Origin of the sequence: Citrobacter sp. Ce104, assembly GCF_030334595.1 — a bacterium.
Taxonomy (GTDB): domain Bacteria; phylum Pseudomonadota; class Gammaproteobacteria; order Enterobacterales; family Enterobacteriaceae; genus Citrobacter; species Citrobacter europaeus.
Map to the genome: position 1 here is coordinate 227,424 of NZ_JAOWDP010000058.1, position 15,235 is coordinate 242,658.

Annotated in this window: 9 protein-coding genes and 1 pseudogene; 5 read left to right on the forward strand and 5 right to left on the reverse strand. The window is 52.7% G+C overall.

Annotated elements, in window-relative coordinates; genetic code table 11:
- Positions 1-52 precede the first annotated feature (52 nt).
- The 3 genes and pseudogenes from OGW16_RS07645 to aroP all read right to left on the reverse strand — a co-directional run bounded on the left by OGW16_RS07645 (position 53) and on the right by aroP (position 3,941).
- On the reverse strand, positions 53-1,003 hold the full coding sequence (locus OGW16_RS07645; RefSeq protein WP_047406165.1) for a glycoside hydrolase family 43 protein: 951 nt from the start codon (positions 1,001-1,003) through the stop codon (positions 53-55).
- Positions 1,003-2,410, reverse strand: a pseudogene (locus tag OGW16_RS07650) (glycoside-pentoside-hexuronide (GPH):cation symporter). Before OGW16_RS07650 ends, OGW16_RS07645 begins: the two are co-directional and overlap by 1 nt.
- A gap of 157 nt (positions 2,411-2,567) precedes the next feature.
- Positions 2,568-3,941, reverse strand: a complete 1,374-nt coding sequence (gene aroP, locus OGW16_RS07655) for an aromatic amino acid transporter AroP (protein WP_008786209.1) — start codon at positions 3,939-3,941, stop codon at positions 2,568-2,570.
- Between the two features lie 564 nt (positions 3,942-4,505).
- Here aroP and pdhR point away from each other — a divergent pair.
- The 5 genes from pdhR (at position 4,506) to traT (ending at position 12,530) form a co-directional block, all read left to right on the forward strand.
- Positions 4,506-5,270: a pyruvate dehydrogenase complex transcriptional repressor PdhR gene (gene pdhR, locus OGW16_RS07660; protein ID WP_003018699.1), complete on the forward strand. Its 765-nt coding sequence runs from the start codon at positions 4,506-4,508 to the stop codon at positions 5,268-5,270.
- Positions 5,271-5,433: 163 nt separating this feature from the next.
- Complete coding sequence (gene aceE, locus OGW16_RS07665) at positions 5,434-8,097, forward strand: pyruvate dehydrogenase (acetyl-transferring), homodimeric type (protein ID WP_043018442.1); 2,664 nt, start codon at positions 5,434-5,436, stop codon at positions 8,095-8,097.
- A 14-nt stretch (positions 8,098-8,111) separates the two neighbouring features.
- Positions 8,112-10,004 carry a pyruvate dehydrogenase complex dihydrolipoyllysine-residue acetyltransferase gene (aceF, locus tag OGW16_RS07670; RefSeq protein WP_043018443.1) on the forward strand — a complete coding sequence of 631 codons (1,893 nt, stop codon included), beginning with the start codon at positions 8,112-8,114 and terminating at the stop codon, positions 10,002-10,004.
- 175 nt (positions 10,005-10,179) lie between these two features.
- Positions 10,180-11,604: a dihydrolipoyl dehydrogenase gene (gene lpdA, locus OGW16_RS07675; protein ID WP_003829486.1), complete on the forward strand. Its 1,425-nt coding sequence runs from the start codon at positions 10,180-10,182 to the stop codon at positions 11,602-11,604.
- 194 nt (positions 11,605-11,798) lie between these two features.
- Positions 11,799-12,530: a conjugal transfer complement resistance protein TraT gene (traT, locus tag OGW16_RS07680; protein WP_043018444.1), complete on the forward strand. Its 732-nt coding sequence runs from the start codon at positions 11,799-11,801 to the stop codon at positions 12,528-12,530.
- A gap of 65 nt (positions 12,531-12,595) precedes the next feature.
- Here the strand turns inward: traT and OGW16_RS07685 are convergent, their stop codons facing one another.
- Both OGW16_RS07685 and OGW16_RS07690 read right to left on the reverse strand, forming a co-directional pair.
- Complete coding sequence (locus OGW16_RS07685) at positions 12,596-13,390, reverse strand: DUF2950 family protein (RefSeq protein WP_075145199.1); 795 nt, start codon at positions 13,388-13,390, stop codon at positions 12,596-12,598.
- A gap of 10 nt (positions 13,391-13,400) precedes the next feature.
- On the reverse strand, positions 13,401-14,987 hold the full coding sequence (locus tag OGW16_RS07690; RefSeq protein WP_043018446.1) for a DUF3300 domain-containing protein: 1,587 nt from the start codon (positions 14,985-14,987) through the stop codon (positions 13,401-13,403).
- Positions 14,988-15,235: the final 248 nt, after the last annotated feature.

Below are 15,235 nucleotides of genomic sequence, written 5' to 3' on the forward strand. Positions count from 1 at the left end.
AACCGCCTTATCCGGCCTGGCGCATATGTAGGCCGGATAACGGCGCAATGACTCAATACGTATCCGCTGGCGGCACGCCAAAATCAGGCATCCCGTTTTCGTCCCAGCGCACGAGCTTCAGGCGAGTGTGGCGGTTTGGATCGTACAACGGATCGCCTTCAATTTCGGTGTAATTTCTCGCGTGGTACACCAGCACATCCTCACCTTCCGGCGTTTGCGTAAAGCTGTTGTGTCCCGGTCCGTACTGGCGGTTTTCGTAGCTGGTGGAAAAGACCGGGCGTGGTGATTTGTGCCAGTTCTGCGGGTTGAGCGGATCGGCGTTGAGGTCAATCCACAATAATCCCATACAGTAGTTCTCATCGGTGGCGCTGGCCGAATAGCTGATAAACAGCTTGTCGCCGTGAACCATGACAGCCGGACCTTCGTTGACCCAAAAACCCCGGCATTCCCAGTCATACTCTGGATGGCTGAGCATGACCGGATCGCCTTTAATCGTCCATGGATTTTCCAGCTCAGCGAGATAGATATTGGAGTTGCCGGCGATATCGGGAGATTTTTGCGCCCACAGATACCACTGTTTTCCCTGGTGATGAAAGGTGGTGGCATCAAGCGCAAAGGTATCAAACTGTGTCTTAATCTGGCCTTTCTCTGTCCACTTGCCTGCCAGCGGATCGGTGTCCGCACATTCGAGCGCAAACATACGGTGCTGGAACATCCCCAGCTTGTCGAGCACCTGTGTGTGGGTGGCGGCAAAATAGATGTACCATTTACCAGCCAGATGATGGATCTCAGGCGCCCAGATGAGTTGGCTCATGGGGCCGCTTTCTGGTTTGCGCCAGACGACAACCGGGACGGCGGTGCGCAGCCCTTCCAGCGTGTCAGCGCGACGGAGCTCCAGTCGATCGTATTCGGGCACTGAAGCAATGAAATAGTAGTGGCTACCGTCACGTAAAATAAACGGGTCGGCACGTTGTTCAATAAAGGGATTAGGCCACTGATTCATTAGGCTTTCCTTACGGTTTCAGTCGTTTTTATATCGTGGTATTCATTCAGTTCACGGTAGTTGGCACGACGCTTTTCTAAATCTGCCTGGATTTGCTGCATAAACTCGCGGTCAACTTTCAGCAGACGAACCACGCCTGCGGTAATCAGGTAGCCTACGCCTGGTATGATGGTAAACAGCAGCATAATACCGTTAATGGCGGAGTCGCTTTGCGCTTTCGCCCCTGCGTCGTAGCCGTACCAGGAGAGCAGGAAGCCAACCATCGCTCCGGCAATCGCCAGGCCCAGTTTCAGGAAGAACAGGTTGCCGGAAAAGCTGATTCCGGTGATGCGTTTACCGGTTTTCCACTCGCCGTAGTCATCGACATCCGCCATCAGCGACCAGTGCAGTGGGGAAGGGATCTGATGCAGAATGTTGAGCAGGAAGTAGAGCACCATAATCATCATGGTGGCTTTTGGATCGAAGAAGTAAAACGCGCCGGAGAAAATCGCCAGGATGATATTGGTCCAGAAGAAGACTTTCAGTTTGCACCAGCGATCGGTTAACACCTTTGCCAGCATGCTGCCGATCATCATGCCGACAACGCCAAGGCTGATAAACAACGTGGCAAACTGCGTGCTTTGCTGCATAACCCAGGTCACGTAGTACATAGTGGCGGCCATGCGAATAAAGCCCGGACAGACGTTGCACAGGGTTAACAGCAGAATTTTTACCCACTGATCGTTCTTCCACACGTCCTTCAGGTCTGCTTTTAAGTCGTCGTTAGTCGGGACCGCAGGACGGACGCGCTCACGCACAGTTGCAAAGCAAAACAGGAACATACACATACCGATGAAGGCAAGGACCGCCATCGCCATCTGATAGCCTTTGGCTTTGTCTTCCCCACCAAACCAGTCAGCCATAGGCAACAGGGTGAGGGACAGCAGCAGGGTTGCAATACCGACCAATACAAAGCGATATGACTGGCAGGCGACGCGTTCCTTTGGATCGTTGGTGATGACGCTGCCGAGCGAGCAGTAAGGAATGTTGATTGCCGTATAGGTGATAGAGAGCAGGAAGTAAGTGACGAACGCATAGATAACTTTGCTGTTATATGTCCACTCAGGGGTGGTAAACATAAGTACGCATGAATAATGCGTAAGGGAAAGCCATCCACAAAAGCCATGGACGAAATCGACCATATTTGCTGCGGGTGCGGTCGGCCATCGCGCCCATTATAGGGTCAGTAACGGCATCGATAACGCGTACTGAGAGCAGTAATACGCCGACCATGGCAGGCGCAAGACCAAAAATATCTGTATAAAAATAGTTAACAAACAACATGATGGCGCCAAATATGATGTTGCATCCGGCGTCGCCCATTCCATAGCCGATCTTTTCTTTCACCGTGAGCTTACTGGTTTCCATCAACTGCACTCCATTAATGAGATATGGAGAGAATTATTGTCTGGCACCGTTGTTTTTGCGTTGCAGGATAACGCCGCTGATATGGACTAAACAGTCGTGAGTGGGAAAGTGTGAGGCAGGTAACAACCCCCACCCGATGCAGGTGGGGGAGGGAGAATTAATGCGCTTTAACCGCGCCAGCGGTTTTCTGCTTGCACAGGTAGCCGATGCCAAGAATGGCAATCCATACCGGAATTAAGTATACCGAAATCGCCATACCCGGCGTCATCAGCATAATCACCAACACCGCAGCCATGAAAATCAGGCACACCCAGTTACCCAGCGGATAAAGCAGCGCCGGGAAGCGTGTGGTAACGCCTTGCTGCTGTTTGGCTTTGCGGAACTTCATGTGCGCCAGGCTGATCATTGCCCAGTTGATCACCAGTGCGGAAACCACCAGCGCCATCAGCAGGCCAAAGGCGGATTCCGGCGCCAGATAGTTGATCAGTACGCACAGCGCCGTAACCAGTGCGGAGACCAGAATGGTGTTTACTGGTACGCCGCGTTTGTCGACGTTCATCAGCGCTTTTGGCGCATTGCCTTGCTGTGCCAGACCGAACAGCATACGGCTGTTGCAGTATACGCAGCTGTTATAGACAGAAAGGGCGGCGGTCAACACTACGATGTTCAGGGCATTAGCAACAAAGGTGTCGCCCAGCTCGTGGAAAATAAGGACAAACGGGCTGGTATCAGCCGTGACGCGCGTCCACGGCATCAGGGAAAGCAGAACCGCCAGCGAACCTACATAGAAAATCAGGATACGGTAGATAACCTGGTTGGTTGCTTTGGGAATGCTTTGCTCCGGGTTATCGGCTTCTGCCGCGGTGATCCCGACCAGCTCCAGCCCACCGAAAGAGAACATAATAATAGCCATCATCATCACCAGACCGGTGAATCCATGCGGTAGGAAGCCCCCCTGGTCCCACAGGTTACTGACGCTGGCCTGCGGACCGCCGTTGCCGCTAAACAGCAACCAGCCGCCGAACAGGATCATCGCAACCACGGCAATGACTTTAATAATGGCAAACCAGAACTCCATTTCGCCAAACACTTTCACGTTGGTCAGGTTGATGGCGTTAATCAGCACGAAGAAGGCCGCCGCAGAAACCCAGGTTGGGATCTCTGGATACCAGAATTGGATATATTTACCCACGGCTGTCAGTTCAGCCATGGCAACCAGCACGTACAGAACCCAATAGTTCCAGCCAGAAGAGAAGCCTGCGAAACCGCCCCAGTATTTATAAGCAAAGTGGCTAAAGGAGCCTGCAACCGGCTCTTCAACCACCATTTCACCTAACTGACGCATAATCAAAAAGGCGATAAAGCCGGCAATAGCGTAACCCAGAATAATACCCGGTCCTGCAGACTGGATAACGGATGCGCTACCGAGGAATAACCCGGTACCAATCGCGCCACCCAGTGCGATTAGCTGTATATGGCGGTTCTTAAGACCGCGCTTGAGCTGATCGCCATGCTGTTGACTTTCCATCATTAAACCTCGTGTGTGGTTTTACTCTTCATATTTCGAGTACTTATTTTTTGAACTACGCAGTAATGCGTGTGTAAGTTTGCAATTCCGTTTGTTGTATTAATTAGTTTACAGATGCTTTAGATAAAATGTTGCCTTAAGACTTTTGTCTTGATCAGAATAATGATATGCGAGCGCGAATGCACCTGCTTTGTGCGGGGAAGATGACGAGTTGAATAAAAAGAAACCATTTGTAAATACGAGTTTATCTACCACAAAATTTCCGTTTTGAATTTCTATTCATTAATTGTGGTTGATACGTCGATAAATAAGCAGGTGAATCGGTTCAGATGAGATAATATTTCGTTTCAATTCCGTTAAAACTACCCCGTGGTGGGTAAATTTAACATTTGTGCATAGTTACATGTTTGAAACGTTATTTCTGTAATGTTGTTAAAATATGCCCCCTTTACTGATTTCAATCAAAACCTGTATGGACAGAAGGTGAATACTTTGTTACTTTAGCGTCAAGAACATGAAATTGGTAAGACCAATTGACTCCGGGCAAATGGCTTAAGACAGGAAATCATGGCCTACAGCAAAATCCGCCAACCAAAACTCTCCGATGTGATTGAGCAGCAGCTGGAGTTTTTAATTCTTGAGGGGACACTTCGCCCCGGAGAAAAACTCCCACCGGAACGCGAGCTGGCAAAACAGTTCGACGTCTCCCGCCCCTCCTTACGCGAGGCGATCCAACGCCTTGAAGCGAAGGGGTTACTGCTTCGTCGTCAGGGCGGTGGCACTTTTGTTCAGAGCAGCCTGTGGCAGAGCTTTAGCGACCCACTGGTAGAGCTGCTCTCCGACCATCCTGAATCCCAGTTTGACCTGCTTGAAACGCGCCATGCGTTGGAAGGTATTGCAGCTTATTACGCTGCACTGCGCAGCACGGATGAAGACAAAACGCGTATCCGTGAACTCCACCATGCAATCGAGCTTGCGCAACAGTCCGGCGATCTTGACGGCGAATCTGATGCGGTACTTCAGTATCAAATTGCTGTCACCGAAGCGGCACACAATGTAGTGCTGCTCCATTTGCTAAGGTGTATGGAGCCGATGTTGGCCCAGAACGTTCGGCAAAACTTCGAATTGCTGTATGCGCGTCGCGAGATGCTGCCGCTGGTAAGCAGTCATCGTACCCGTATCTTTGAAGCAATCATCGCCGGGAAGCCTGAAGAAGCGCGTGAAGCGTCTCATCGTCACCTGGCATTTATCGAAGAGATTCTGCTGGACAGAAGCCGTGAGGAAAGTCGTCGTGAACGCGCCTTACGCCGTCTGGAGCAACGAAAGAATTAGTGATTTTTCTGGCAGAACGTTAACCAGAAGATGTTGTAAATCAAGCGCCATATAAAGTGCGCGGCAACTAAACGCAGAACCTGTCTTATTACGCTCTCTGACGAGAACGTAATGGGACAGGTTCCAGATAACTCAACGTATTAGATAGATAAGGAATACCCCCATGTCAGAACGTTTCCCAAATGACGTGGATCCGATCGAAACTCGCGACTGGCTACAGGCGATCGAATCGGTCATCCGTGAAGAAGGTGTTGAGCGTGCTCAGTATCTGATCGACCAACTGCTTTCAGAAGCCCGCAAAGGCGGCGTGAAAGTAGCGGCAGGTGCAGGGGCCAGCAATTATGTAAACACTATTGCCGTTGAAGATGAACCGGAATACCCGGGCAATCTGGAGCTGGAACGTCGTATTCGTTCTGCTATCCGTTGGAACGCCATCATGACCGTACTGCGCGCGTCTAAAAAGGACCTCGAGCTGGGTGGCCACATGGCATCCTTCCAGTCCTCCGCAACGGTATATGATGTTTGCTTCAACCACTTCTTCCGTGCACGCAACGAGCAAGATGGCGGCGATCTGGTGTACTTCCAGGGCCACATCTCTCCGGGCATCTACGCACGCGCATTCCTGGAAGGTCGTCTGACTGAAGAGCAGATGAACAACTTCCGTCAGGAAGTACATGGCAAAGGCCTGTCTTCCTACCCGCACCCGAAACTGATGCCGGAATTCTGGCAGTTCCCAACCGTATCTATGGGTCTGGGCCCAATCGGTGCCATCTACCAGGCTAAGTTCCTGAAATATCTGGAACACCGTGGCCTGAAAGATACCTCTAAACAAACCGTTTACGCCTTCCTGGGCGACGGCGAGATGGATGAGCCAGAATCTAAGGGCGCTATCACCATCGCGACCCGTGAAAAACTGGACAACCTGGTCTTTGTTATCAACTGTAACCTGCAGCGTCTTGATGGCCCGGTAACCGGTAACGGCAAGATTGTTAACGAACTGGAAGGCATCTTCGCGGGTGCTGGCTGGAACGTTATCAAAGTCATGTGGGGCGGTCGTTGGGATGAGCTGCTGCGTAAAGACACCAGCGGTAAACTGATCCAACTGATGAACGAAACTGTTGACGGCGACTACCAGACCTTCAAATCCAAAGATGGCGCATACGTACGTGAGCACTTCTTCGGTAAATACCCGGAAACTGCAGCCCTGGTTGCTGACTGGACTGATGAGCAGATTTGGTCTCTGAACCGCGGTGGTCACGATCCGAAGAAAGTTTACGCTGCACTGAAAAAAGCGCAGGAAACCAAAGGCAAAGCAACTGTAATCCTCGCCCATACCATTAAAGGTTACGGCATGGGTGACACCGCTGAAGGTAAAAACATCGCTCACCAGGTTAAGAAAATGAACATGGACGGCGTGCGTTATATCCGCGACCGTTTCAACGTTCCTGTGACCGACGAGCAGGTTGAAAACCTGTCTTACATCACCTTCCCGGAAGGTTCTGAAGAGCACACTTATCTGCACGCTCAGCGTCAGAAACTGCACGGCTACCTGCCTGCTCGTCAGCCGAACTTCACCGAGAAGCTGGAACTGCCAGCTCTGGAAGACTTCGGTGCGCTGCTGGAAGAGCAGAACAAAGAAATCTCCACCACTATCGCTTTCGTTCGTGCCCTGAACGTGATGCTGAAGAACAAGTCGATCAAAGATCGTCTGGTTCCGATCATCGCTGACGAAGCGCGTACTTTCGGTATGGAAGGTCTGTTCCGTCAGATCGGTATCTACAGCCCGAACGGTCAGCAGTACACCCCGCAGGACCGTGAGCAGGTTGCTTACTATAAAGAAGACGAGAAAGGTCAGATCCTGCAGGAAGGTATCAACGAACTGGGTGCTGGCGCATCCTGGCTGGCTGCTGCGACCTCTTACAGCACCAACGATCTGCCGATGATTCCGTTCTACATCTACTACTCCATGTTCGGGTTCCAGCGTATCGGCGACCTGTGCTGGCAGGCTGGCGACCAACAGGCTCGCGGCTTCCTGGTAGGGGGTACTTCTGGTCGTACTACGCTGAACGGCGAAGGTCTGCAGCACGAAGATGGTCACAGCCATATTCAGTCTCTGACTATCCCGAACTGTATCTCTTACGATCCGTCTTACGCGTACGAAGTTGCAGTCATCATGCACGATGGCCTGGAGCGTATGTACGGTGAGAAACAAGAGAACGTTTACTACTACATCACCACGCTGAACGAAAACTACCACATGCCGGCAATGCCAGCAGGTGCCGAGGAAGGTATCCGTAAAGGTATCTACAAACTCGAAACCCTCGAAGGTAAGAAAGGTAAAGTTCAGCTGCTGGGCTCCGGTTCTATCCTGCGTCACGTGCGTGAAGCAGCACAGATTCTGGCGAACGACTACGGTGTAGGCTCTGACGTTTACAGCGTAACTTCCTTCACTGAACTGGCGCGTGATGGCCAGGATTGTGAGCGCTGGAACATGCTGCACCCGATGGAAACTCCGCGCGTTCCGTACATCGCTCAGGTGATGAACGACGCTCCGGCAGTAGCATCTACTGACTATATGAAACTGTTTGCCGAACAGGTTCGTACTTATGTACCGGCTGATGATTATCGCGTACTGGGTACTGACGGTTTCGGTCGCTCTGACAGCCGTGAAAACCTGCGTCACCACTTCGAAGTTGATGCTTCCTACGTGGTTGTAGCGGCCCTGGGCGAACTGGCTAAACGTGGCGAAATCGATAAGAAAGTGGTTGCAGACGCAATCATCAAATTCAACATCGATGCAGATAAAGTTAACCCGCGTCTGGCGTAAGAGGTAAAAGAATAATGGCTATCGAAATCAATGTACCGGACATCGGGGCTGATGAAGTTGAAATCACCGAGATCCTGGTCAAAGTGGGCGACAAAGTTGAAGCTGAACAGTCGCTGATCACCGTAGAAGGCGACAAAGCCTCTATGGAAGTTCCGTCTCCTCAGGCTGGTATCGTTAAAGAGATCAAAGTCTCTGTTGGCGACAAAACTGAGACCGGCAAACTGATCATGATTTTCGATTCCGCCGATGGTGCAGCAGCCGCTGCACCTGCTCCGGCAGAAGAGAAGAAAGAAGCAGCTCCGGCAGCAGCACCTGCCGCCTCAGCAGCGAAAGAAGTACACGTACCGGACATCGGTGGTGACGAAGTTGAAGTTACCGAGGTCATGGTTAAAGTGGGCGACACCGTTGCGGCTGAGCAGTCTCTGATCACCGTAGAAGGCGACAAAGCCTCTATGGAAGTTCCGGCGCCGTTCGCAGGTACTGTTAAAGAGATCAAAATCAACACCGGCGACAAAGTGTCTACCGGCTCGCTGATTATGGTCTTCGAAGTTGCGGGCGCAGCGCCTGCTGCAGCACCGGCTCAAGCGGCAGCTCCAGCAGCAGCGGCGGCTCCGGCAGCTTCTGGCTCGAAAGAAGTTAACGTACCGGATATCGGCGGTGACGAAGTTGAAGTCACTGAAGTGATGGTTAAAGTGGGCGATAAAATTGCCGCTGAGCAGTCACTGATCACCGTAGAAGGCGACAAAGCCTCTATGGAAGTTCCGGCACCGTTCGCGGGCACCGTGAAAGAAATCAAAATCAGCACCGGCGACAAAGTCAAAACCGGTTCTCTGATTATGGTCTTCGAAGTTGAAGGCGCAGCGCCTGCTGCCGCTCCTGCGCAAGCCGCAGCTCCGGCTCCGGCCGCTGCACCGGCTCAGGCTGCTAAACCAGCCGCGGCGCCAGCAGCGAAAGCGGAAGGCAAATCTGAGTTTGCTGAGAACGACGCTTACGTTCATGCAACGCCGCTGATTCGTCGCCTGGCGCGCGAATTCGGTGTGAACCTGGCGAAAGTGAAAGGTTCTGGCCGTAAAGGTCGTATCCTGCGTGAAGACGTTCAGGCTTACGTGAAAGACGCTATCAAACGCGCCGAGTCTGCACCAGCTGCGGCTGGTGGCGGTATCCCGGGCATGCTGCCCTGGCCGAAAGTGGACTTCAGCAAGTTTGGTGAAATCGAAGAAGTGGAACTGGGCCGTATCCAGAAAATCTCTGGTGCTAACCTGAGCCGTAACTGGGTGATGATCCCGCACGTTACGCACTTCGACAAAACTGATATCACCGATCTGGAAGCGTTCCGTAAACAGCAGAACGCGGAAGCTGAAAAACGTAAACTGGACGTGAAATTCACCCCAGTGGTCTTCATCATGAAAGCCGTTGCCGCCGCTCTGGAACAGATGCCACGCTTCAACAGCTCCCTGTCTGAAGACGGTCAGCGCCTGACCCTGAAAAAATACATCAACATTGGTGTTGCGGTGGATACGCCGAATGGTCTGGTTGTTCCGGTCTTCAAAGACGTGAACAAGAAGAGCATTACCGAGCTGTCTCGTGAACTGACCACCATCTCCAAGAAAGCACGTGATGGCAAGCTGACCGCTGGCGAAATGCAGGGCGGTTGCTTCACCATCTCCAGCATCGGTGGCCTGGGTACTACCCACTTCGCGCCGATTGTGAACGCGCCGGAAGTGGCTATCCTCGGTGTCTCCAAGTCCTCTATGGAGCCAGTGTGGAACGGTAAAGAGTTTATGCCGCGTCTGATGATGCCGATTTCGCTCTCCTTCGACCACCGCGTAATCGACGGTGCGGATGGTGCGCGCTTTATCACCATCATCAACAACATGCTGTCTGACATTCGCCGCCTGGTGATGTAAGCGAAAAAGCCGGCCCGACGGCCGGCTTTTTTCTGGTAATCTCATGAAGTCAGTGAGGTTATTGTGCGAAAGACAAATCGGTTGCCGTTTGTTGTTTCAAAATTGTTAACAATTTTGTAAAATACGGGCGGATAGAACGACCCGGTGGACGACGGGTATAAATTAAGAGGTCATGATGAGCACTGAAATCAAAACTCAGGTCGTGGTACTTGGGGCAGGCCCTGCAGGTTACTCTGCTGCCTTCCGTTGCGCAGATTTAGGTCTGGAGACCGTCATCGTAGAACGTTACAGCACCCTCGGTGGTGTTTGTCTGAACGTCGGCTGTATCCCTTCTAAAGCGCTGCTGCACGTAGCAAAAGTTATCGAAGAAGCCAAAGCGCTGGCTGAACACGGTATCGTTTTTGGCGAGCCGAAAACCGATATCGACAAGATTCGTACCTGGAAAGAAAAAGTTATCACTCAACTGACCGGCGGTCTGGCTGGTATGGCCAAAGGCCGTAAAGTGAAAGTGGTTAACGGTCTGGGTAAATTTACCGGGGCTAACACCCTGGAAGTTGAAGGCGAAAACGGCAAAACCGTGATCAACTTCGACAACGCGATCATCGCGGCGGGTTCCCGTCCGATCGAACTGCCATTCATTCCGCATGAAGACCCACGCGTGTGGGATTCCACCGATGCTCTGGAACTGAAAACTGTTCCTAAGCGCCTGCTGGTAATGGGCGGCGGTATCATCGGTCTGGAAATGGGTACCGTGTACCATGCGCTGGGTTCAGAGATCGACGTGGTTGAAATGTTTGACCAGGTTATCCCGGCTGCCGATAAAGACGTGGTTAAAGTCTTCACCAAACGCATCAGCAAGAAATTCAACCTGATGCTGGAAACCAAAGTGACCGCCGTTGAAGCGAAAGAAGACGGTATCTACGTTTCCATGGAAGGCAAAAAAGCGCCTGCTGAAGCTCAGCGTTACGATGCGGTGCTGGTGGCTATCGGTCGTGTACCGAACGGCAAAAACCTCGATGCGGGCAAAGCTGGCGTGGAAGTTGATGACCGTGGCTTCATCCGCGTTGACAAACAACTGCGCACCAACGTCCCGCACATCTTTGCTATCGGCGATATCGTCGGTCAGCCGATGCTGGCGCACAAAGGTGTTCACGAAGGTCACGTTGCGGCTGAAGTTATCGCCGGTAAGAAACACTACTTCGATCCGAAAGTTATCCCATCCATCGCCTACACTGAACCAGAAGTTGCATGGGTTGGCCTGACTGAGAAAGAAGCGAAAGAAAAAGGCATCAGCTACGAAACCGCGACCTTCCCGTGGGCTGCTTCGGGCCGTGCTATCGCTTCTGACTGCGCAGACGGTATGACCAAACTGATCTTCGACAAAGAATCTCACCGTGTTATCGGTGGTGCGATTGTCGGCACCAACGGCGGCGAGCTGCTGGGCGAAATCGGTCTGGCGATCGAAATGGGTTGTGACGCTGAAGACATCGCGCTGACCATCCACGCTCACCCGACTCTGCACGAGTCCGTGGGCCTGGCGGCAGAAATCTTCGAAGGTAGCATCACCGACCTGCCAAATCCGAAAGCGAAGAAAAAGTAATCTCCCGCTTTTGTGAATACGCCTCTTCGGAGGCGTTTTTTTTGCCTGAAAGCTACCAGTTTTGGTAGTCATGTTATTGATATTTCCACTAAAAAAAACTGCGCAACTGCCGATACTTTTTTCGCCATTGTGTGGCTACTGGCTGCACGGAGAAGAGGCTCTGGACTCTCTATTACACGAAAAAAGGAAAATACATGTCTTTAAAAAAAATCGCGGTTGTTGGCATGGTTGTCGCGACAATGACGCTGACCGGTTGTGGTGCGATGACCACTGCCGTTAAAAAACGTAACCTCGAAGTGAAAACGCAGATGAGCGAAACCATCTGGCTGGAGCCTTCCAGCGAGAAGACCGTCTACATTCAGGTAAAAAACACTTCTGATAAAGACATGAGCAACCTGCAAACCCTGCTGGCAAACGATTTGTCCGCGAAGGGCTATAAAGTGACCAGTTCACCGGACAGCGCCTACTACTGGGTGCAGGCGAACGTACTGAAAGCAGACAAAATGGATCTGCGCGAAGCTCAGGGCTTCCTGAAGACCGGCTACGAAGGGGCGGCGGTGGGCGCTGCGTTGGGTGCGGGGATTACCGCCTATAACAGCAACTCCTCCGGTGCGGCGCTGGGTGTTGGCCTGGCGGCGGGACTGATCGGTATGGCTGCTGATGCTATGGTGGAGGATGTGAACTACACCATGGTTACCGACCTGCAAATCTCCGAACGCAGCAAAGCGAAAGTGACAACGGATAACGTTGCTGCTCTGCGTCAGGGCACGTCTGGCATTAAGCTGCAAACCAGCAGCGCGCAGGGCGATCGCGCAAAATACCAGACCCGCGTGGTGTCGAATGCTAACAAAGTGAATCTGAAGTTCGAAGAAGCGAAACCGGTTCTCGAAGCGCAGCTGGCGAAATCCGTCGCTAACATCCTGTAATCTGTTGTAAGTTGCCGGGTGGCGGTTTCGCCTTACCCGGCCTCCTAACTTTTCGCCTCTGGGGATCAGGGTGCTACGGGCTGCCAGTTTTTATCCGGATGGTATGCGGTTAACGCCTGAGCTTTCTGCTGCGACTCCTCGCCAAGATCCGCCTGGTAGACCTTGTCTTCACCGTTAATGATAAAACTCATGACACCGGTGTGATCGTAGCTGACGGGCCAGGCAACCATCGCAAAGCCGCTGGCTTTATCGGGAAGGATACGGAAATGATAGCCGTGATAGCCCGTACCTGGCTCCGGTGGGCTAAAGGCCGGGCCTAGCGGGCTGGGGGCTTCGCCGGGCGAAACAGGCCAGTACAGACCGTCTTTTTTCCCTTCAGAACTGACAATCTTTTGCGCGTATTTTTGGTTCATCGCAAAGTAGCTTTGCTGAGCATCTACATAGGCGTGTAATGCTTCAATCGCGGAAAGTTCGTTGCGCCCAATCTCACGAGTCAGGATCTCTTCCGCCGCTTCCTTGATATCAAATTGCCAGCCAGAAGTGGTTTTAACAACGGGGATCGGCAGTTGCCAGTCGCTGTCTCCGACCACCAGATGCGCGGTATTGCCGTCGACGATGGTGTTATGGCGAACCTTCCAGTCGCGCAGGAAGCGATCAACCGCATCAGGATCAACGCCTTCCGGCGGCAGAAACTCGCGCCAGTTTTCCCCAAGCAGGTTGTTCATCGCGCTTTCATTTTGTTCGCTGATAGCGCTTGCCAGGGCATCGGTCGCCTGGTCTGGCGTACTGAAGGATTGCTGTGCCATCGCGGTGGCCGAAACCATGAACAACACCATTCCACTGAGTAGTTTATTTTTCATGTCGGCTCCCTTAACGATGACGGAATTCACGGTGTTCAGCACGACCGCCGGAAAGCTGGCGAGATGGCTGGTTGCGGGCGACCTGTCTGCTTTGAGCACCTCGCTGCTGCTGCGCCTGCCAGCTGGCGGAGCGACTGTCGTTGCCGCTCAGTGCATTAGCGCGTGGCTGGCTGGTCCGCTGTTGAAGATTACGCTGCTGCACATTGCGTTGCTGCGCTGGTTGCGTGATCCGTTTCTCCTGGCGTTGGGTCGCGGCCTGGCGATTTTCGCGCTGCTGAGTGTTCGCCCGTTTCGCCGTTTGCGGTTTGGTATCGTAACCCCGGTAGTTATTACGCTGGGAAATTTGCTTCAGCTGTTGGCTGGATGCCTGACGCTGGGCGTCTCTCGTGCCCGTACGCGCCGTTTGCGGGAATGTTTTCCCCGTTGATTTTTCCATCTGGCTCAGGGCTGCCTGACGCTGGCTATCACGGTTGACCGGTCTTTGCTGGGTTGAGCTTAAACCCGTTGCCGTGTTAGTGGGGTGAAAGCGGTTATTAAGCTGGTTGTTAGGGTACGGCACGCCCTCGCGATAGGCCGGGTTATGCTGCCAGGTACGGTTAGCGTCCGTCAGCCGTTGTCCACTGATTTTATTGAAGTTATCAACGTTGATATTAATGTTGTTATCACCATTGCGGTTATAACCGCCATGGTTATCCCAGTCATCGTTATGATGGTGATCGTCGTCATCCCAGTCGATATTGCTGAAGATGGCATAGGTTGTGGCAACACCGAGGCTGAAGCCTAAACCGTTCACGAAGCTGTTGCCAAACTGCTCACCGGGCGTTGGCGGCAGATAGGTTGGCGGATAGGCGGTGTTCGGCCAGGTACCGTAAACCGTATTCGGGTTATAGGTGGGAACGTACACTACCTGTGGATCGGCGGATTCAATTTTGATTACCGTTGGAGCCGGTGGGGCCGTCGATTGAACTGTTACTCCTTCTTGAGTTTGGGTACGAGGAGGAGGCACATTTTTCACACTCGTGGTGACTGTCTGCTGCGGTGTCGATTGCAACGCACCGGTCTGTTGCGCCAGCGCACGCAGGCGTTGCACGGAATCCATAACATCTTTCGGCTGCGCAAGGAAAGCATCGCCCAGGCTTTGTACCCACGGCGGATTTTCACCCATCAGCGACATCAGTTGCGGAAATGCGACCAGTGATTTCACGCTGGGATCCCAGGGTTGGCTGGCAACGGCCTGAATGGCGGCATCACCCTGCATTTTGGGGTTGTCTTTTGACCACTGCGCGGCCTGGATGACGTTGGCTGGGTAGGTTGAGGCCATCAAAATCTGCGACAGCAGTGAATCCGGATAGAGCGCGATAGGCGCAACCCACTGATCGATTTGTGCCGCCGTGTACGTAGGTGTTGCAGCAGGTGCTGGGGCGGCTGGGGCAGGGGCCTCTACGGGAGCCGGAGCCGGCGCTGACGGTTGTTGTGCGACGGGGGCTGGAGCTGCGGGCTCCGTTGCGCGACTTTTAACGAACATCACGCCAGAGGCGGCAAACAGCCCGGCACTGCACAGAAGGACAAGCAGGTGTGGCTTAAAGGGCAACTTCATAAAATGACTCCAACGAGACAAGTGCTGTGCCGTGAGGCGTTCCTGTTGTCGCGAGTATTATTCACCCGTGTTAGACAGTTTTGACTTTTATTGGGGATTCACCCGGTAGGTCCGGAAAAAGAGTGTGAAGATTTATTACACAATTATATCTGATGGCTGAAAAGTCGCTGGAATATTCAGCAGGTCACGCTTGAAAATCAACCGTTTCAGGGCGGTTTCAGGTAGCCTTAATGGCCTCCCGCCTTGTC

Bases quoted from the DNA above. Each gene is read 5' to 3' on its own strand.
- OGW16_RS07645 (WP_047406165.1), bottom strand. From the start codon at position 1,003: ATGAATCAGTGGCCTAATCCCTTTATTGAACAACGTGCCGACCCGTTT.
- aroP (WP_008786209.1), bottom strand. From the start codon at position 3,941: ATGATGGAAAGTCAACAGCATGGCGATCAGCTCAAGCGCGGTCTTAAG.
- pdhR (WP_003018699.1), top strand. From the start codon at position 4,506: ATGGCCTACAGCAAAATCCGCCAACCAAAACTCTCCGATGTGATTGAG.
- aceE (WP_043018442.1), top strand. From the start codon at position 5,434: ATGTCAGAACGTTTCCCAAATGACGTGGATCCGATCGAAACTCGCGAC.
- aceF (WP_043018443.1), top strand. From the start codon at position 8,112: ATGGCTATCGAAATCAATGTACCGGACATCGGGGCTGATGAAGTTGAA.
- lpdA (WP_003829486.1), top strand. From the start codon at position 10,180: ATGAGCACTGAAATCAAAACTCAGGTCGTGGTACTTGGGGCAGGCCCT.
- traT (WP_043018444.1), top strand. From the start codon at position 11,799: ATGTCTTTAAAAAAAATCGCGGTTGTTGGCATGGTTGTCGCGACAATG.
- OGW16_RS07685 (WP_075145199.1), bottom strand. From the start codon at position 13,390: ATGAAAAATAAACTACTCAGTGGAATGGTGTTGTTCATGGTTTCGGCC.
- OGW16_RS07690 (WP_043018446.1), bottom strand. From the start codon at position 14,987: ATGAAGTTGCCCTTTAAGCCACACCTGCTTGTCCTTCTGTGCAGTGCC.